Source organism: Massilia sp. P2_C2 (assembly GCF_056404615.1).
Window position 1 is genome coordinate 1 of sequence record NZ_JBFUDR010000034.1, and the last position, 16,876, is coordinate 16,876.

Below are 16,876 nucleotides of genomic sequence, written 5' to 3' on the forward strand. Positions count from 1 at the left end.
CGGGATGCTGGCCAATGCCCGCCTGGCGCGTGCGATCAGCGACGTCGGATTTTATGAATTCAGGCGCCAGCTCCAGTACAAGGCCGAGCGCTATGGTACCCAACTCGTGCTTGCGGGCCGGTGGTATCCGTCGAGCAAGCTGTGTTCGGCGTGCGGCGACCGATATGGCGCGCTGGGGCTGGGCGAACGCACCTGGACCTGCGCCGCGTGCGGCGCGCACCACGACCGCGACGTGAACGCGGCGACCAATCTGCAACGGCTCGCAACCGGCGCCCTCGCGGCGCAAACTGCGCTACCCTTGGCGAGCCGGGCGGTGACGCCGGGCACTGCCGCCGGCGATCGGCTGGCGGGAGGAGGGAAAGTGACGCCTGCCAGGCACGAGCACGGTCAGCAGGACGGCTCGGGGCAGGAAGAAAACGGCGAGCACTTGTGCTCACATTTTTGATAGCAGAATGCAATGTACATGGTCTACTGGACGATCGAGGAAGGGGAGCGCCATACCCCGCACGCGCAGGCGTTCGATACCAGCGCGATGGTGCCCGCGATGCGCTTCATGGAAGACCTGCGCCGGCGCCAGCGCGAAGGCGAGGGCGTGCGTTTCGTGACGATGTGTTCGGAGCACCCGGACGTGGTCGGGCATCCCGGCGTGGATGTCACCGGGCCCGATTACAACTGGAAGAAGCGGCGCCGATGAGGCGCCGATGAGGCATTACAACCGGGCCGCCATGCCCTTGAGGACGTGTTTCAGCACCTTGCCATTTGCCGCAGCCGGCAGCGCATCCAGCATGACGATGCGCGCCGGCCGCTTGTACGGCGCCAGCCGCGCCGCCGCCCACGCGCGCAGCTCCGCCTCGGAAGGCGTGTGGCGCGGATCGGGCTGCACGAACGCGATGACTTCCTCGTTGCCGCCGGCCACCGTGCGGCCCACGACGGCCGACTGCGTCACACAAGGATGCGCGTTCAGCGCCGTCTCCACTTCCAGCGGGAATACGTTGAAGCCCGACCGGATGATCAATTCCTTCGTGCGGCCGACGATGAACAGGGCGCCGTCCGCCGCGCGCCGCGCCATGTCGCCCGTGTTCAGCCAGCCGCCGGGACGCAGCGCCGCCGCCGTCGCGTCCGGATCGCGATAATAGCCGCGCATCAGGTTCGGCCCGCGCACCCACAGTTCGCCCGCTTCGCCATCCGCCACGTCCTGCCCATCCTTGCCCACGACGCGCACCTCGACGCCGGGGATCGCCTGCCCGACGGACGTGTCGGCGCGCGGTGCGTCCAGGCGGGTCTGGCTGACCGTGGGGGCCGCTTCGGACAGGCCATACCCGTTGTGCAGCGGCACCCCCAGCAGGCGCTCGACGGCCGCCTTGAGGGCCGGGTCCAGCGGCGAACCGCCGGCGTAGGCGAAGCGCAGGCGCGACGGCAGCCGGGCGTCGGCGCCGACGTGTTCCAGCAGGCGTGCGTACATCGCCGGCACGCCTTGCACGATGGACAGGCCGTCGTCGCGGATCGCGGCCAGCATGGCCTCGGGCGTGAAGCGCGGCGCGAGATGCAGGCAGGCACCTGCGCTGAGCGTGCCCAGCATCACGGACGTCAGGCCGTACACGTGCGAGATGGGCAGCACGCCCCAGGCGTGGTCGGCCGGGTTCAGGCCGCGCAGCCGGCTCGACACGGCGGCCACGAACAGCAGGCTGCGGTGGCTCAGCATCACGCCTTTCGGGGTGCCCGTGGTGCCCGTCGTGTAGACGAGGGCGGCGATACCGTCGTCGGTTTCCGGCACGGCATCCGCGTTCAGCGGGCCGACCATCAGGCCGTCGTCGGGCGTGGCGCCGGCGCGGGCGGCGTGGGCCGCGGCCTCGGGCGAGACGGCCGCCGTGTACAGCGCGATGCGCGCGCCGCTGTGCGTACGGATCGCCTCCAGTTCCGGTGCGGTCAAACGCGGATTGACGTTGACGATCCACGCGTCGACGGCCGCGGCGGCGAAGATCAGCGCGACCTGGTCCGCGCAGTTCTCGCTGGCCACCAGCACGCGGTCGCCGGGGCGCACGCCCAGCGCGCGCAACTGTCCGGCGCGGCGGTCGACGAGGACGGAGAGGTCGGCATAAGTCAGCGTGCGGCCCGCGTCCACGAGGGCCGGCGCATCCGGCGTGCGCGCGGCCGCGCTTTTCGGGATGGCGTCGATGCGCGCGGGCAGCGCGGAGAGGTCGAGCATGACAATCAGGGGCGGCCGGGCGCCCCATTGAGTTTCCAAGGGTATATTATTTCAAAATCGACCGACCCCGTACAGGAGAAGACATGGAAGACCCCGCGGCACCCGCAGCCGGCAGGACGGTGATCCCGATCATGGCCGAGGCAGGCGGGGGAACCCCGAGCCGCCAGCGCCGGCGCGAGGCCCCCAAGGGACGGCGCGTCGATCCGCAGGCGCTGGCCGAGGTGCGTGGCGCGCTCGGCGCGGCACCCCGGCGGCGCGACCTCCTGATCGAGCACCTGCACGTGTTGCAGGACCGCTTCGGGTGCCTCTCCGCCGCGCACCTGGCCGCGCTGGCGCAGGAACTGGGCCTGGCCCAGTCCGAAGTTTACGAAGTCGCGACGTTCTATCACCATTTCGACGTGCTGCGCGACGGCGAGGACCCGCCGCCGGCGCTGACCGTGCGCGTGTGCGCCGGCCTGTCGTGCGAGCTGGCCGGTGCGCGCGACCTGCTGGAGCGCCTGCCGGGCATCCTCGGCACCGGGGTGCGCGTGCTGGCCGCGCCCTGCATCGGCCGCTGCGACGCGGCGCCGGCCGCGCTCGTGGGCCAGCGCCCGGTGGTGCATGCGAGCGCGGAAAGCGTGCTGGCCACCGTGGCGGCCGGCGCCACCACGCACGTGCACGAAGGGCACATCGGCTACGACGCCTACCGCGACGGCGGCGGCTACCGGCTGCTGCGCGCCTGCGTGGCAGGGCGCTTCGATCCGGAGAGCGTGATCGTCACCCTGATGGCGTCCGGCCTGCGCGGCCTCGGCGGCGCCGGCTTCCCGGCCGGCCGCAAGTGGCGCATCGTCAGGAACGAACCGGGACCGCGCCTCATGGCCGTCAACATCGACGAAGGCGAGCCGGGCACGTTCAAGGACCGGCACTACCTCGAGCACGACCCGCACCGCTTCCTGGAAGGCGCGCTCATCGCCGCGTGGGCCGTGGGCATAGCCACGATCTACCTGTATTTGCGCGACGAATACCATGGGCTGCGCGCGATGCTGGCGGCGGAGCTGGACCGGCTGCGCGCGGATCCGCCCGTGCCGGACATGCCCGAGATCGTCCTGCGCCGCGGCGCCGGCGCGTACATCTGCGGCGAGGAGTCCGCGATGATCGAATCGATCGAGGGCAAGCGCGGCATGCCCCGGCTGCGTCCACCGTATGTCGCTCAGGTCGGCCTGTTCGGGCGGCCCACGCTGGAGCACAACCTGGAGACGCTGCACTGGGTGCGCGACATCGTCGAGCGCGGCGCCGAGTGGTTCACGAACCGGGGCCGGCATGGGCGGCACGGGCTGCGTTCGTTCTCCGTGTCGGGCCGCGTACGCGAGCCGGGCGTGAAACTGGCGCCGGCCGGCATCTCGATGCGCGAACTGCTCGACGAATACTGCGGCGGCATGCAGGACGGACACGCGTTCTACGCCTACCTGCCGGGCGGCGCATCGGGCGGCATCCTGCCGGCGTCGCTGGCGGACGTCCCGCTCGACTTCGACACCCTGCAGCGCCATGGCTGCTTCATCGGCTCGGCCGCCATCGTCGTGCTGTCCGACCGCGATTCCGCCCGCGCGGCCGCGCTGAACACGTTGCGCTTCTTCCGCGACGAATCGTGCGGCCAGTGCACGCCCTGCCGCGCCGGCACGGCGAAAGCGGTCGCGCTGATGGAAAGGGAGACGTGGGACACGGCGCTGCTGGCCGAGCTGTCGCAGGTGATGCGCGACGCGTCGATCTGCGGCCTGGGCCAGGCCGCGCCGAATCCGTTCGACTGCGTCATCAGGTATTTTTCACACGAATTGGGGATCGTATGAATGTCGAGATCGACGGCCGCGACATCGAGGTGCGGCCCTTCGAGACGCTATTCGAAGCCGCAGCCCGCGCCGGCATCGCGCTGCCGCACCTGTGCCACAAGGACGGGCTGGAACCGGCCGGGAATTGCCGCGCCTGCGTCGTGGAGATCGAGGGCGAGCGCACCCTGGCGCCGTCGTGCTGCCGCCATCCGGCACCCGGCATGAAGGTGCGCACGGACAGCGAACGCGCCGTCGCGGCCCGCAGGATGGTGCTGGAACTGCTGCTGTCCGACCTGCCGCCCACGACGTACACGCGGCAGGACGAGGTTGCGGTCTGGGCGACCAGGCTCGGCGTCGGCGCGTCGCGTTTCCCCGCCACGCGCCAGGTGCCGCCGCCGGACCCGAGCCACGCCGCGATCACGGTGAACCTCGACGCCTGCATCCAGTGCACGCGCTGCGTGCGCGCCTGCCGCGACGAGCAGGTCAACGACGTCATCGGCCTCGCGGGCCGCGGGGAGAACGCGCGCATCGTGTTCGACCAGGGCGATGCGATGGGCGCCTCCACGTGCGTGGCCTGCGGCGAGTGCGTGCAGGCCTGCCCGACCGGGGCGCTGGCGCCGGCGCGCGCCGCGGCACTCGTCGTGCCGGACAAGCGCGTCGATTCCGTCTGCCCGTACTGCGGCGTGGGCTGCCAGCTGACCTACCACGTGAAGGACAACCGCATCGTCCAGGTCGAAGGCCGCGACGGGCCCGCCAACCACGGCCGCCTGTGCGTGAAGGGCCGCTATGGCTACGACTACGCGCACCACCCGCAGCGCCTGACGATGCCGCTGATCCGCAAGGAAGGCGTGCCGAAGCGCGGCGACTTCACGATGGACCCGGCGCGCGTGCTGGACGTGTTCCGCGAGGCGACGTGGAAAGAGGCGCTGGAGGCGGCCGGCGGCGGCCTCGCGCGCATCCGCGCCGCGCATGGCGGCCGCGCGCTGGCGGGCTTCGGCTCGGCCAAGGGCAGCAACGAGGAAGCCTATTTGTTCCAGAAGCTGGTGCGCACGGGCTTCGGCAGCAACAACGTCGACCACTGCACGCGGCTGTGCCATGCGTCGTCCGTCGCCGCGCTGCTGGAAGGGATCGGCTCCGGCGCCGTGTCGAATCCGGTGATGGACGTGACGCGCGCGGAGGTCGTGATCGTCATCGGCGCCAACCCGACCGTGAACCACCCGGTCGCCGCCACGTGGATGAAGAACGCGGCGCGCACGGGCACGAAGCTGATCGTGGCGGACCCGCGCCGCTCGGACCTTGCGCGCCACGCGCACCGCTTCCTGCAGTTCAAGCCGGACACGGACGTGGCGCTGCTCAACGCGATGATGCACACGATCGTCGAGGAGGGCCTCGTCGACCGCGCGTTCATCGAGGACCGTACGAGCGGCTACGACGCGCTGGCCGCGAACGTGGCGAACTACAGCCCGGAAGCGATGGCGCCCATCTGCGGCATCGATGCGGAGACGATCCGCTACGTGGCGCGGCTGTATGCCACGTCGAAGGGATCGATGATCTTGTGGGGCATGGGCATCTCGCAGCACGTGCACGGCACGGACAATGCGCGCTGCCTGATCGCGCTGGCACTGATGACGGGCCAGATCGGCCGCCCCGGCACGGGGCTGCATCCGCTGCGCGGCCAGAACAACGTGCAGGGCGCGTCGGATGCCGGCCTCATTCCGATGATGTATCCGGACTACCGCCGCGTCGACGATCCTTCCGCGCAGGCGATCTTCGAAGCCGCGTGGGGCCAGACGCTCGACAGCAAGCCGGGCCTGACGGTCGTCGAGATCATGGACGACATCCTCGCGGGTGGGATCAAAGGCATGTACATCATGGGCGAGAACCCGGCCATGTCCGACCCGGACGCGAACCACGCGCGCGCAGCGCTGGCCGCGCTGGAGCACCTCGTCGTGCAGGACATCTTCCTGACCGAGACCGCCTATCTCGCCGACGTGATCCTGCCGGCCTCCAGCTTCGCGGAAAAGACGGGCTCGTTCACGAACACGGACCGCGTCGTGCAGCTGGGCCGCCAGGCGCTCGACCCGCCGGGGCAGGCGCGCCAGGACCTGTGGATCATCCAGCAAATCGCGCGCCGGCTCGGCCAGCCGTGGGATTACGACGGACCGGCCGCCGTGTTCGACGAGATGCGCAGGCTCCTGCCCAGCATCGCCGGCATCACGTGGGACCGGCTCGAGCGCGACGGTGCCGTCACGTATCCGTGCCGCGTGGCGGGCGATCCGGGCGAACCCGTCGTGTTCACGGAGACGTTCCCGCGTGCCGGTGGCCGCGCACGCTTCGTCCCGGCCGACATCATCCCGGCGGACGAGCGTCCCGACACCGAGTATCCCGTCGTGCTGATCACGGGCCGCCAGCTCGAGCACTGGCACACGGGCAGCATGACGCGCCGCGCCGGCGTGCTGGACGCGCTGGAGCCGGACCCGGTCGCCCTCGTGCATCCGCTCGACCTGGAAGCGATCAAAGGCCGGCCGGGCGACGTGATCACGATCGCGTCGCGCCGCGGCGAGGTGGCGCTGTATGCCAGGGCCGACGACGGCACGCCGCGCGGGGCCGTGTTCGTCCCGTTCTGTTATTACGAGGCCGCGATCAACCGCCTGACGAATCCGGCGCTGGACCCGTTCGGCAAGATCCCGGAATTCAAGTACTGCGCCGTGCGCGTGCGGCTGGGCGGGGAGGTCGAGCGCCAGGGTTCCTTTGGTGGCGGCCAGATTTTGCGAGGCATGGCACAATTGCAAGAATGAGAACCCCAGCACCGTCGTCAGGCACGCGTTACCGTCCGCTGCTGTCCCAGGCCAGCGCCGGCCTCACGCAGCAGGTAGAGGCCATCGATGAGCGCGGGCGCCACGAGACGCTGCACATCCCGGCCGAGCGGCCCCTGACGGTCTACGTGGACAAGCGCGAGCTCGTCACCCTGATGACGCTGGGCGCGGCACCCGAGGCGCTCACGCTCGGCTATTTGCGCAACCAGCGCCTCGTGCGCTCGCTCGAAGACGTCGTGTCCGTGCAGGTCGACTGGTCGGTGGATGCCGTCGCCGTCGTCACGCGCGGCGGCATCCAGGACGTCGAGGCGCGCACGGCGAAGAAAGTCGTCACCACGGGCTGCGGCCAGGGCTCCGTGTTCGGCGGCCTGATGGACGAGGTCGAGCGCATCGTCCTGCCGCCCGACGCGCGTTTGAAACAGTCCGTCGTGCACCGCATCGTCGAGACCGTGCGCACCCAGCAATCCGTGTACAAGCAGGCCGGCTCCGTGCACGGCTGCGCGCTGTTCACCAACGACGGCGAACTGCTGTGGTTCATCGAGGACGTCGGCCGCCACAACGCCGTCGACGCCATCGCCGGCCTGATGTGGCTCGAAGGGATGCAAGGTGCCGACAAGGTGTTCTACACGACCGGCCGGTTGACCTCCGAAATGGTGATCAAGGGCGCGCAGATGGGCATCCCGTTCCTGCTGTCGCGCTCCGGCACGACGCAGATGGGGCATGCGGTGGCGCGGCAGGTCGGGATGTCGCTGCTGGCGCGCTGCAGCGGCCACCATTTCCTGCTGCTGTCCGGCGCCGAGCGCCTCGTGTTCGAGCCGGACTGGCTGGCCGCCCTGGAAGCCGCGCGCCTGCGCCCGGCCGCCGCCGCCACTGTTTCACCCGCATGAATGCGATTCCGGATGCGATCCTGCGCGCCTTCACGCTGCTGTTCACGGGCGATCCCGACCTGTGGCGCATCGTCTGGGTGTCGCTCAAGACGAGCATCGTCGGGCTCGTGCTCGCCACGCCGCCGGCCGTCCTGATCGGCTACGTCGTCGCCATGCGGCGCTTCACGGGGCGGCGCATCGTCATCTGGCTGGCGCAGGCGGCGCTGTCGCTGCCGACCGTGCTGATCGGCCTGCTGCTGTACCTGCTGCTGTCGCGCCATGGACCGCTGGGCGGCCTGCACTGGCTGTTCTCGCAGCCCGGCATCGTGTTCGGCCAGTGCATCGTCGCGCTGCCCGTGCTGCTCGCGTTCACGCTGGCGGCCGTGCAGGGAACCGATCCGCGCTATGCCGAGACCGCGATCGCGCTGGGCGCCGCGCCGCTGCAGGTGATGGTACGGGTGCTGTACGAGGCGCGCTTCGGCGTGATGGCGGCCGTGCTGTCCGGCTTCGGCCGCGTGATCTCCGAGGTCGGCTGCGCGCTGATGGTGGGCGGGAACATCGAAGGGGAGACGCGCACGATCACGACCGCGATCGCGCTGGAGACGAGCAAGGGCGAGTTCGCCCAGGGTATCGCGCTCGGCATCGTGCTCGTCACGCTCGCGCTGCTGATGAACGGCGCGCTGATGCTGCTGCAGGGCGATGCCCATACGATCCGGGAACGCGCATGAGCATCGGCATCCACTCGCAGATCACGGCGGCCGTCTGCGAGAACGCGCACATCCCGCAGCGCGACGAGCGCCGCAAGGCCCTGCTGGGCGTGCGCGGCCTGCGCAAGCGCCACGGCGACCGGCTGTTGTTCGACATCGACCGGCTCGAGATCGCCACGCACAGCGCCTATGTGCTGACGGGGATGAACGGCGCCGGCAAGAGCACCCTGTTGCGCGTGCTGGGCGGCCTGGAGCGGGCCGAGATCGCCAGCCTGCGCTTTGACGGCGAGGACGTGCTGCGCGTGCACCCTTATCCGCGCGCGCTGCGCCGGGCCATCGTCTACGTGCACCAGCATCCGATCCTGTTCTCGACGAGCGTCGCCGACAACATCGGCTACGGCCTCGTCGTGCGCGGCGAGCCGCCGGGGGCCGTGCGGCCCGTCGTCGAAGAAGCGATGGCCTGGGCCGGCGTGGCGCACCTGCGCGATACGGCGCCGGCCCGGCTGTCGGGCGGGGAAAAGCAGCGCGTGGCGCTGGCGCGCGCGAAAGTCTTGCAGCCACGCCTGCTGCTGCTGGACGAGCCCACGGCGAACCTCGACGGCGCGGCGCGCGAACAGGTGATCGCCCTGATCCCGACGATGGTCGAAGCGGGCAGCAGCATCGTCATCGCCTGCCACGACCGCGACCTGATCAACCTGCCGGGCGTGCAGAGACTCAAGCTGCGCGACGGACATCTCGAAGTCCGCTGATTACCACAAGGAGCATCCATGCAACGCCGTTCCATCCTCGCTTTCATCGCCGGCCTGGCCGTCGCGCCGCCGTTCGCGCATGCGCAGTCGGACAAAGTCCTGCGGCTGTCGACCACGACCAGTACGGAAAACTCGGGCCTGCTGGGCTATCTGCTGCCCGCGTTCGAAGCGAAGACGGGTATCAAGGTCAACGTGATCTCGGTCGGCACGGGCAAGGCGCTGGAGCTGGGCAGGAACGGCGACGTGGACGTCACGCTGGTCCACGCGCGCCAGCTTGAGGACAAGTTCGTGGCCGAGGGGTGGGGCATCGACCGCCACGACGTGATGTACAACGACTTCATCGTCGCGGGGCCCACGGGCGACCCGGCGGGCGTGAAGGGCAGTCACGACGTCATCGCGGCCTTCAGGAAGATCGCGGCGGCCAACGTGAAGTTCATCTCGCGCGGCGACAATTCCGGCACGGACGTGATGGAGAAGGGTTATTGGCAGCAGGCCGGCACCAGGCCCGCGGGCGCCAATTACGTCAGCGCCGGCCTCGGCATGGGCGAGGTGCTGAACATGGCGGCCGAGATGGGCGCGTACACGCTGACGGACCGGGCGACGTATGGGGCGTACAAGGCCAGGACGGGCCTCGCGATCCTCGTCCAGGGCGACAGGCGCATGTTCAATCCGTACGGGATCATCGCCATCAATCCGGAGAAGCACAAGGGCATCAACGACAAGGGGGCGAAGGCGTTGATCGACTGGATCACGTCGCCGGCAGGGCAGGCGCGGATCGCGTCGTTCAAGCCGGCCGGGGAGCAGCTGTTCTTCCCGTCCGCGAAATGACCGGTCGTTCTTGCGTGCGTTGACGCGTGGGCTCGGGGAGCCCACCCTACGGCAGCGTATGAATGAAAAAACAAAGGGCCGCACACGCGGCCCTGTCGGAGCAAGCTGGTCGGCGTCACGCCAACGCGTGCATGACCGCATCCACCGGAATCGCCTTGACCCAATCGCGTCGCTGGTCGGCCGTGATGACGGTGCTGTTGGCCTTGTCGACGGGCGCCCATTCCGGCGTCTTCTGGCGCATCAGCGCGACGACCGGCACGCCGACGGCGTTCGCCAGGTGCATCACGGCCGTTTCCACCGAGACGATCAGGTCGCACTGGGCCAGCATCGCCGGCAGCTGGAAGAAGTTTTCGTTGGCGCTGAACAGCTCCGTGCGGTCGAGCTGGCGGCGGGCCAGCATGGCTTTCACGTTGTCGACTTCCTGTGGCACCGCGTTGACGATGAAGCAGGCGTCGCGCCATTCCGGCTGGGCGCGCAGCGTCGTGATCAGGTCGGCCACGCGCTCGACGGGCCAGCAGCGCTTGCGCGTCTTGGCGAACGGATTGATGAACACGAGCTTGCCCTGGCGGCGGTCGAAACCCCACTCGTGCAGCCGTTCCCGGGCACCTTCGACGAACTGCTCGGGGATGTGCACGAACGGGATGCGCTTGGCGGGCGGGATGTCGACGCCGGCCAGCTGGCGGAACCATGCCGCGTGTACGTCGCTGATGTGCGGGGCGCTGGCGCGATCGGCCACGTCCGGGTCGAGGCTGGCGTCCAGCTTGCGGTAGCTGAGCCAGTGGATCAGGCCCTGCAGGCCGTGCGGCTTCTTGAGGCCGAACACGAAGCCGTGCGGGCTGATTTCGCGCGCGAGGTCGGCATAGAAGTGCGGACGCAGCGTGCCCAGCGAGACGACGATCGGATAATGTTCCTGCTGCGCTTCCCGGATCGATTCCTGGAACAGCTCGGGCGAGTAATTCTGTTTGTAGACCTTGTCGATGAAGTCGCAGGCGTCGAGCCAGTCGTACAGGACGTTCTTTTTCAGGTGCGGCCACTGCGAGGCGTCGCTCGTGCGGCGGACTTCGTCCACCCACAGGTGAAGTTTCAGGTGCGGGTAGGCGCGCGCGAACGCCTGGAAGCAGTTCTGCAGGTACGTGTAGTCGCCCAACGCCAGGTGGGCGATGAACAGGATCTTGTCCGATTTCTTCAGCAGATCGGAAGGAATGATAGGTACGTTCATTGTCTCTTACGGGTCGCCTGCCAGTGATGTACCGACGCCGCCAGCGGTGAATCAGGTCTGCGATCAGCAGCGCCAACCGGTCGGCTGGCCGCGTGCCGGTTGCCTGGCCCGGATGCGCGCTACCGCCAACTTTCGAAAATCTTCAACAAATTGTCTCGAATTGTAGTCCAAACCGGGGCGTTGCGTGGCCCTCGGCAATATTTTTAGACGTATTGTCCTGTGCGAGCAACATGAACTGAACAGGATGGCAAATCATTGCCCTGCAGGCGGCGACGCTGCACATCAAATTGACATTAGCACCACATCACGCGCCACATCACGCGTTACATCAGGATGACGTCGTACTGCTCCTGATGATAGCCCCGTTCAACCTGCAGCGATATCCTTTTGCCGATGAAATCGCCCAGCATGGCCAGGTGCTGCGACTCCTCTTCCAGGAACAGGTCGACCACTTCCTGCGACGCGACGATGCGGAACTCGCGCGGGTTGAACTGCTTGGCCTCGCGCAGCAGTTCGCGCAGGATCTCGTAGCAGATCGTCCGGCTGGTCTTCACCTGGCCCTTGCCGCCGCAGGCGGGGCAGGGCTCGCACAGGATGTGGGCCAGCGATTCGCGCGTGCGCTTGCGCGTCATCTCGACCAGGCCCAGTGCCGAGAAGCCGCTCACGGAGACCTTGGTGCGGTCGCGCGACAGGGTCTTCTTGAGTTCGGCGAGCACGGCGTTACGGTGCTCGTTGTTTTCCATGTCGATGAAGTCGAGGATGATGATGCCGCCCAGGTTGCGCAGCCGCAGTTGGCGCGCGATGGCGTGCGCCGCCTCCAGGTTCGTCTTGAAGATGGTGTCGGCGAAATTGCGTCCGCCCACGAAGCCGCCCGTGTTGACGTCGATCGTCGTCATCGCCTCGGTCTGGTCGACGATCAGGTAGCCGCCCGACTTGAGGTCCACGCGCCGGCCCAGCGCGCGCAGGATCTCTTCTTCCACGCCATACAGGTCGAACAACGGCCGCTCGCCCGTGTAGTGCTGCAGGCGGGAGAGCACGCTGGGCGTGTACACCTGGGCGAATTCGACCAGTTTCAGGTAGTTCTCGCGCGAGTCGACGAGGATCGCGGCCGTCTCGTCGTGGACGAAGTCGCGCAGCACGCGCTGGGCCAGGCTCAGGTCCTGGTACAGCAGGCTCGTCGCGGGCCGCGTGCGTGCGCCCTTGGTGATCGCGCCCCAGGTCTTGCGCAGGTAGTCGATGTCGGCGGCCAGGTCGGCGTCGGAGGCGTCCTCGGCCTGGGTGCGCACGATGTAACCGCCGTTTTCGTCCGGCGGCAGCAGGCCCGCGAGGCGCGCGCGCAGGGCTTCCCGTTCGGATTCCTTCTCGATCTTTTGCGAGATGCCGATGTGCTTGTCCTGCGGGAGATAGACGAGCATGCGGCCGGCGATGGAAATCTGCGTGGACAGGCGCGCCCCCTTGGTGCCGATCGGGTCCTTGATTACCTGGACCGTGAGCGCCTGGCCGTCAAACAGGATCTTTTCGATGGGCGTCGGCGCGCTGTTGCTTGCACCATTGGCGCCGTCGTGCGGCCTGGCTTCCCAGATGTCGGCAACGTGCAGGAAGGCGGCCCGTTCGAGGCCGATGTCGATGAAGGCCGACTGCATGCCCGGGAGTACCCGCACGACCTTGCCGAGATAAACGTTGCCGGCGAGACCGCGGGTGAGCGTGCGCTCGATGTGCAATTCTTGTACGGCACCCTGTACCACCAGCGCGACGCGCGTTTCCTGGGGGGTGATATTGATCAGGATGTCTTCAGTCATGTGGCCGTGCCGTGATTATTGTTCAGAGTGACATAATACACGTAGGGTGGGCGCCCTGTGCCCACGCGTAACGTTTGCATCTTGCCGGCATTCGCGTGGGCACATGGGTGCCCACCCTACGGCCGGGTTCCGTTACAGGACCGCGACACCGGCTCTTTGTAACAACTGCGCCGTTTCGAACACGGGCAAGCCCATGATGCCGGAATGGCTGCCTTCGATGTGCTCGATGAACAGCGCGGCCAGTCCCTGGATGCCATAGGCGCCGGCCTTGTCGTACGGCTCGGGCGTCGCGCAATAAGCCTGGATCATTTCCGGCGTGAGCTGGGCGAACCGTACGTTCGACACCTGCGTCACCTGCTCGAACACGTCCGTGTAATGCACGGCGACCGAGGTCAGCACCTGGTGCGTGCGGCCCGCCAGGCGTTCCAGCATCGCATAGGCTTCCTTCGGGTCGGCCGGCTTGCCGAGGATCTCGCCGTCGATGGTGACGGTCGTATCGGCCGACAGCACGGGACGCAGCGGCATGCGGCGCATGTGCAGCACATTCCATGCGAACGCGCCTTTCGAGCGCGCCACGCGTTCCACGTAGGCCAGCGCAGGCTCGCCCGCGAACGTGTCTTCGCTGACGTCGATGCCGCGGGCCGGATCGGCGCGCAGGCTCAGGATGTCGAAGTCGATGCCGACCTGGCGCAGCAGTTCGCGCCGGCGTGGGCTCTTCGAGGCGAGGTAGATTTTCTTGTCGAGCTGTTTCATCGGTTCATACCCGATGGTAGGGGTGGTTTTGGGTAATCGACCAGGCACGATATAACTGTTCCGCCAGCATGACGCGCACGATACCGTGCGGCAGCGTCATGCTGGAGATGCGGATCAGGCCATCGGCCCGCGCCTTGAGTTCCGGATCGAGGCCGTCGGCGCCGCCGATCAGGAAGGCCACGTCGCGTCCGTCCTGCTGCCAGGCCTCCAATTGCTGCGACAGGCCGACGCTGGTCAGGTCCTTGCCGCGCTCGTCGAGCGCGACGATACGCACGCCCTTCGGCAGCACGGCTTCGATGCGCTCGCGTTCGAGCGCCATCGCGGTGGCCGCCGTCTTGCTGCCGGAGCGCTCGACCGGTTTCACTTCCTTCAGCACGATGCGCAGCTCGGGCGGCATGCGCTTGACGTACTCCGCGAAACCGGTTTCGATCCAGGCCGGCATCTTGTGGCCGACTGCGGCGATGATCAACTGCATTGAAGCTTATTCGTCGGCTTGTTTGATGCGGCGGATGACTTTCTTGGCCGGCGCGGCACCTTCGGCGGCAGCGGCTTTCGGCGCGCGCTTCGGTGCGGCCGCCTTGGCGGCTTTCGCAGCCTTCGCTTCCGCGGCGGCAGTCTTCGACACGGCGACCTTCACGGTGCCGCCGGTCGGAATTTTAGGGGCCGCGGCGCTCTTCTTCGACACTGTCGAAGCTCGCTGTGCGGCCGGCTTGGCTGCGCCATCGCCGGCAGCGGTTTTCCTGGCCGCCGGCTTGCGCTCGCGCACCGGTTTCGCTTCTTCCTGTTCCTGGTTGGCGGCGAGGTGCTTCGACTTCGACTTCGGCGCGGCCGCTTCCTGGCCTTCGGACGTCGATTTGCGCTTGGCGGCGCCCAGTTTCACCGGCTTCTCGCCCCAGATTTCTTCCAGACGGTAGTACTGGCGGATGGCCGGCTGCATGATGTGCACGATCATGTCGCCCAGGTCGACGAGCACCCATTCGCCCGTGTCTTCGCCTTCCAGCCCGACCACGTCGCCGCCTGCTTCCTTGACCTTGTCGCGCACCGAGGCGGCCAGCGCCTTCGTCTGGCGGTTCGACGTGCCCGATACGACCGCGATGCGGTCGAACAGGCTGGTCAGGTGCGTCGTGTCGAACAGGACGATTTCCTGGCCCTTGACGTCTTCGAGGGCGTCGACGACGACCGTTTGCAGTTTCTTGATATCCATTAGTTCTTGTACAAGTTATGTTGTTGAATATAGTCTAGCACTTGCGGCGCAACGAGCGCGCTTAGGTGTGGCACCTTGTCGGTACGCGGCGTTGCGTGCAACGCAGCGCGGACCTTCGTGGCCGAGATGTCGACGGCCAGCGTATGCGCCATGCAGACCCTGCCCGCCGGGCTCGCGCGCACGTCGTCGAACGACGCGCGCCGTTGCGCCAGCTCGGCCGCCACGGCGGGCGACAGCGCGGCATCGTCGAGCCGGTAGCCCGGCCGGGCGGCGACGCCGAAATTGGCCAGCGCGAACAAGTCGCGCCAGTCGCGCCAGGAGTCCAGCTTCTGCAACTGGTCCGCACCCATCAGGAATACGATGGAGGCGTCGGCGCCCAGCTCGGCGCGCACCGCGCGCAGGGTTTCGACCGTGTAGGTCGCGCCCTGGCGGTCGATTTCGCGCGTGTCGACCACGACCGGCGCGCAGCTGGCGGCGAAGGCCAGTTTCAGCATGGCCACGCGGTCGGCGTCGCCCGCTTCCAGGCCATCCTTTTTTTGCCAGGGCTGGCCCGCCGGCATCACGCGCAGCTCGTCCGGGCGGAGCAGGCTTGTAAACAGTTCGGCCAGCGCGACGTGGCCATGATGCACCGGGTCGAAACTGCCGCCCAGTAAAGCGATACAGCGCGTCACGGAGCGAGCCAGTCCCGATGCGGAAGAAAGTCGGTGTACAGCTTCGCTTCCGGGCTGCCCGGTTCCGGGTGCCAGTCGTAGCGCCAGGTGGCGACCGGCGGCATCGACATCAGGATTGCTTCCGTACGTCCACCCGATTGCAGGCCGAACAGCGTGCCGCGGTCCCATACGAGGTTGAACTCGACATAGCGCCCGCGCCGGTAGGTCTGGAAATCGCGCTCGCGTTCGCCGTAGGGCTGGTCTTTGCGGCGTTGCAGGATCGGCAAGTAGGCGTCGAGAAAAGCATTGCCGACGCTTTGCACCATGGCGTACGACAGGTCGAAGTCCAGTTCGTTGAAATCGTCGAAGAAGATGCCGCCGACGCCGCGTGCTTCCTTGCGGTGTTTTATATAGAAGTAATCGTCGCACCAGCGCTTGAAGCGCGGGTGCAGGTCGGCGCCGAACGGTGCCAGCGCGTCATGGCAGACCCGGTGGAAATGGCGCGCGTCCTCTTCGTTTCCGTAATAGGGCGTCAGGTCCATGCCGCCGCCGAACCACCAGACTGGATCCTTGCCTTCCGCCGTGGCTTCGAAGAAGCGCACATTCATGTGCACGGTGGGCACGTACGGATTGTGCGGGTGCAGCACGAGCGACACGCCCATCGCTTCCCAGGCGCGTCCGGCCAGTTCCGGCCGGGCGGCCATGGCCGACGGCGGCAGGCTGGCGCCGCGCACGTGCGAGAAGTTGACGCCACCGCGTTCGATCACATTCCCTTGCTCGATGAGGCGGGACACGCCACCGCCACCCTCGGCACGCTCCCATGTGTCCCGCAGGAACGCATTACCGTCGACGCCTTCGAGCGCGTGCACGATGCGTGCCTGCAGGTCGAGCAGCCAGGCTTTCACGGCGGCGGGGTCCGGGGTTGTCATGTGGAAATGTGAGAGAAAAAAAGCAAACGGGGATTGTACACTGATGCGGAAGATGGTGATAGACAAGGCGTTACGAGCATTGGTGCATTGCCTGCACCATCTTCCCGAGCCGGCAGTTGTAAATGCGCCGCGCCGATAAAAATGCTGCATAAATATCTAAGAATTTTTGCAGAATCCGGTTTTTCGTCGTTGTCAGTGCGTGCGCAATCTGCGTGTCGCACGGCAAATGTGGTCTGTTGCTCCATGGAAATTATTACCACATTCCAGCCACGTTGTCGGCTGCATTTTCCGTCAGCCTCTATTTATCGTGCGTAAATCTATAAAAATTTCTGCATATTTCGAGGTTTT

General features: G+C 67.5%; 16 protein-coding genes. 8 read left to right on the forward strand and 8 right to left on the reverse strand.

Features of this window, described 5'->3' with window-relative positions; genetic code table 11:
- A partial coding sequence (locus tag AC1DYX_RS06380) for an RNA-guided endonuclease InsQ/TnpB family protein (RefSeq protein WP_477257433.1) occupies positions 1-445 on the forward strand: 445 nt, incomplete at its 5' end.
- 12 nt (positions 446-457) lie between these two features.
- Positions 458-694, forward strand: coding sequence for a hypothetical protein (locus AC1DYX_RS06385; protein ID WP_477257435.1), 237 nt, complete (start codon positions 458-460; stop codon positions 692-694).
- A gap of 15 nt (positions 695-709) precedes the next feature.
- Here AC1DYX_RS06385 and AC1DYX_RS06390 read toward each other — a convergent pair whose 3' ends face one another.
- Positions 710-2,206, reverse strand: coding sequence for a class I adenylate-forming enzyme family protein (locus AC1DYX_RS06390; RefSeq protein WP_477257437.1), 1,497 nt, complete (start codon positions 2,204-2,206; stop codon positions 710-712).
- 83 nt (positions 2,207-2,289) lie between these two features.
- Here AC1DYX_RS06390 and AC1DYX_RS06395 point away from each other — a divergent pair, with 83 nt between their 5' ends.
- Genes AC1DYX_RS06395 through AC1DYX_RS06420 form a run of 6 tightly spaced genes read left to right on the forward strand, consistent with a single transcriptional unit; the run spans position 2,290 to position 9,974 of the window.
- A complete protein-coding gene (locus AC1DYX_RS06395) occupies positions 2,290-4,029 on the forward strand; it encodes an NAD(P)H-dependent oxidoreductase subunit E (protein ID WP_477257439.1) in 1,740 nt (579 codons plus the stop codon).
- The gene (gene fdhF, locus AC1DYX_RS06400; RefSeq protein ID WP_477257441.1) at positions 4,026-6,806 is read left to right on the forward strand and encodes a formate dehydrogenase subunit alpha; all 2,781 of its coding nucleotides are present in this window, start codon (positions 4,026-4,028) and stop codon (positions 6,804-6,806) included. The genes AC1DYX_RS06395 and fdhF overlap by 4 nt, the downstream gene beginning before the upstream one ends.
- Positions 6,803-7,711, forward strand: a complete 909-nt coding sequence (locus tag AC1DYX_RS06405) for a formate dehydrogenase accessory sulfurtransferase FdhD (RefSeq protein ID WP_477257443.1) — start codon at positions 6,803-6,805, stop codon at positions 7,709-7,711. The genes fdhF and AC1DYX_RS06405 overlap by 4 nt, the downstream gene beginning before the upstream one ends.
- A complete protein-coding gene (locus tag AC1DYX_RS06410) occupies positions 7,708-8,418 on the forward strand; it encodes an ABC transporter permease (RefSeq protein WP_477257445.1) in 711 nt (236 codons plus the stop codon). Before AC1DYX_RS06405 ends, AC1DYX_RS06410 begins: the two co-directional genes overlap by 4 nt.
- Positions 8,415-9,146, forward strand: coding sequence for an energy-coupling factor ABC transporter ATP-binding protein (locus AC1DYX_RS06415; protein WP_477257447.1), 732 nt, complete (start codon positions 8,415-8,417; stop codon positions 9,144-9,146). The genes AC1DYX_RS06410 and AC1DYX_RS06415 overlap by 4 nt, the downstream gene beginning before the upstream one ends.
- A gap of 18 nt (positions 9,147-9,164) precedes the next feature.
- A complete protein-coding gene (locus AC1DYX_RS06420; protein ID WP_477257449.1) occupies positions 9,165-9,974 on the forward strand; it encodes an ABC transporter substrate-binding protein in 810 nt (269 codons plus the stop codon).
- A gap of 115 nt (positions 9,975-10,089) precedes the next feature.
- Here AC1DYX_RS06420 and AC1DYX_RS06425 read toward each other — a convergent pair whose 3' ends face one another.
- The 7 genes from AC1DYX_RS06425 to hemF all read right to left on the reverse strand — a co-directional run bounded on the left by AC1DYX_RS06425 (position 10,090) and on the right by hemF (position 16,528).
- Positions 10,090-11,193, reverse strand: coding sequence for a glycosyltransferase family 9 protein (locus tag AC1DYX_RS06425; protein WP_477257451.1), 1,104 nt, complete (start codon positions 11,191-11,193; stop codon positions 10,090-10,092).
- 323 nt (positions 11,194-11,516) lie between these two features.
- Positions 11,517-12,992: a ribonuclease G gene (rng, locus tag AC1DYX_RS06430; RefSeq protein WP_477257453.1), complete on the reverse strand. Its 1,476-nt coding sequence runs from the start codon at positions 12,990-12,992 to the stop codon at positions 11,517-11,519.
- 132 nt (positions 12,993-13,124) lie between these two features.
- Positions 13,125-13,745 carry a Maf family protein gene (locus AC1DYX_RS06435; RefSeq protein ID WP_477257455.1) on the reverse strand — a complete coding sequence of 207 codons (621 nt, stop codon included), beginning with the start codon at positions 13,743-13,745 and terminating at the stop codon, positions 13,125-13,127.
- Positions 13,746-13,749: 4 nt separating this feature from the next.
- Entirely contained in the window at positions 13,750-14,220 is a 471-nt protein-coding gene (gene rlmH, locus AC1DYX_RS06440) for a 23S rRNA (pseudouridine(1915)-N(3))-methyltransferase RlmH (protein WP_029757255.1), read from the reverse strand.
- A 6-nt stretch (positions 14,221-14,226) separates the two neighbouring features.
- Positions 14,227-14,949, reverse strand: coding sequence for a ribosome silencing factor (gene rsfS / locus AC1DYX_RS06445; protein WP_477257458.1), 723 nt, complete (start codon positions 14,947-14,949; stop codon positions 14,227-14,229).
- Positions 14,949-15,620 carry a nicotinate-nucleotide adenylyltransferase gene (locus AC1DYX_RS06450; RefSeq protein WP_477257460.1) on the reverse strand — a complete coding sequence of 224 codons (672 nt, stop codon included), beginning with the start codon at positions 15,618-15,620 and terminating at the stop codon, positions 14,949-14,951. Before AC1DYX_RS06450 ends, rsfS begins: the two co-directional genes overlap by 1 nt.
- Positions 15,617-16,528, reverse strand: coding sequence for an oxygen-dependent coproporphyrinogen oxidase (hemF, locus tag AC1DYX_RS06455; protein ID WP_477257462.1), 912 nt, complete (start codon positions 16,526-16,528; stop codon positions 15,617-15,619). The genes AC1DYX_RS06450 and hemF overlap by 4 nt, the downstream gene beginning before the upstream one ends.
- Positions 16,529-16,876 lie beyond the last annotated feature (348 nt).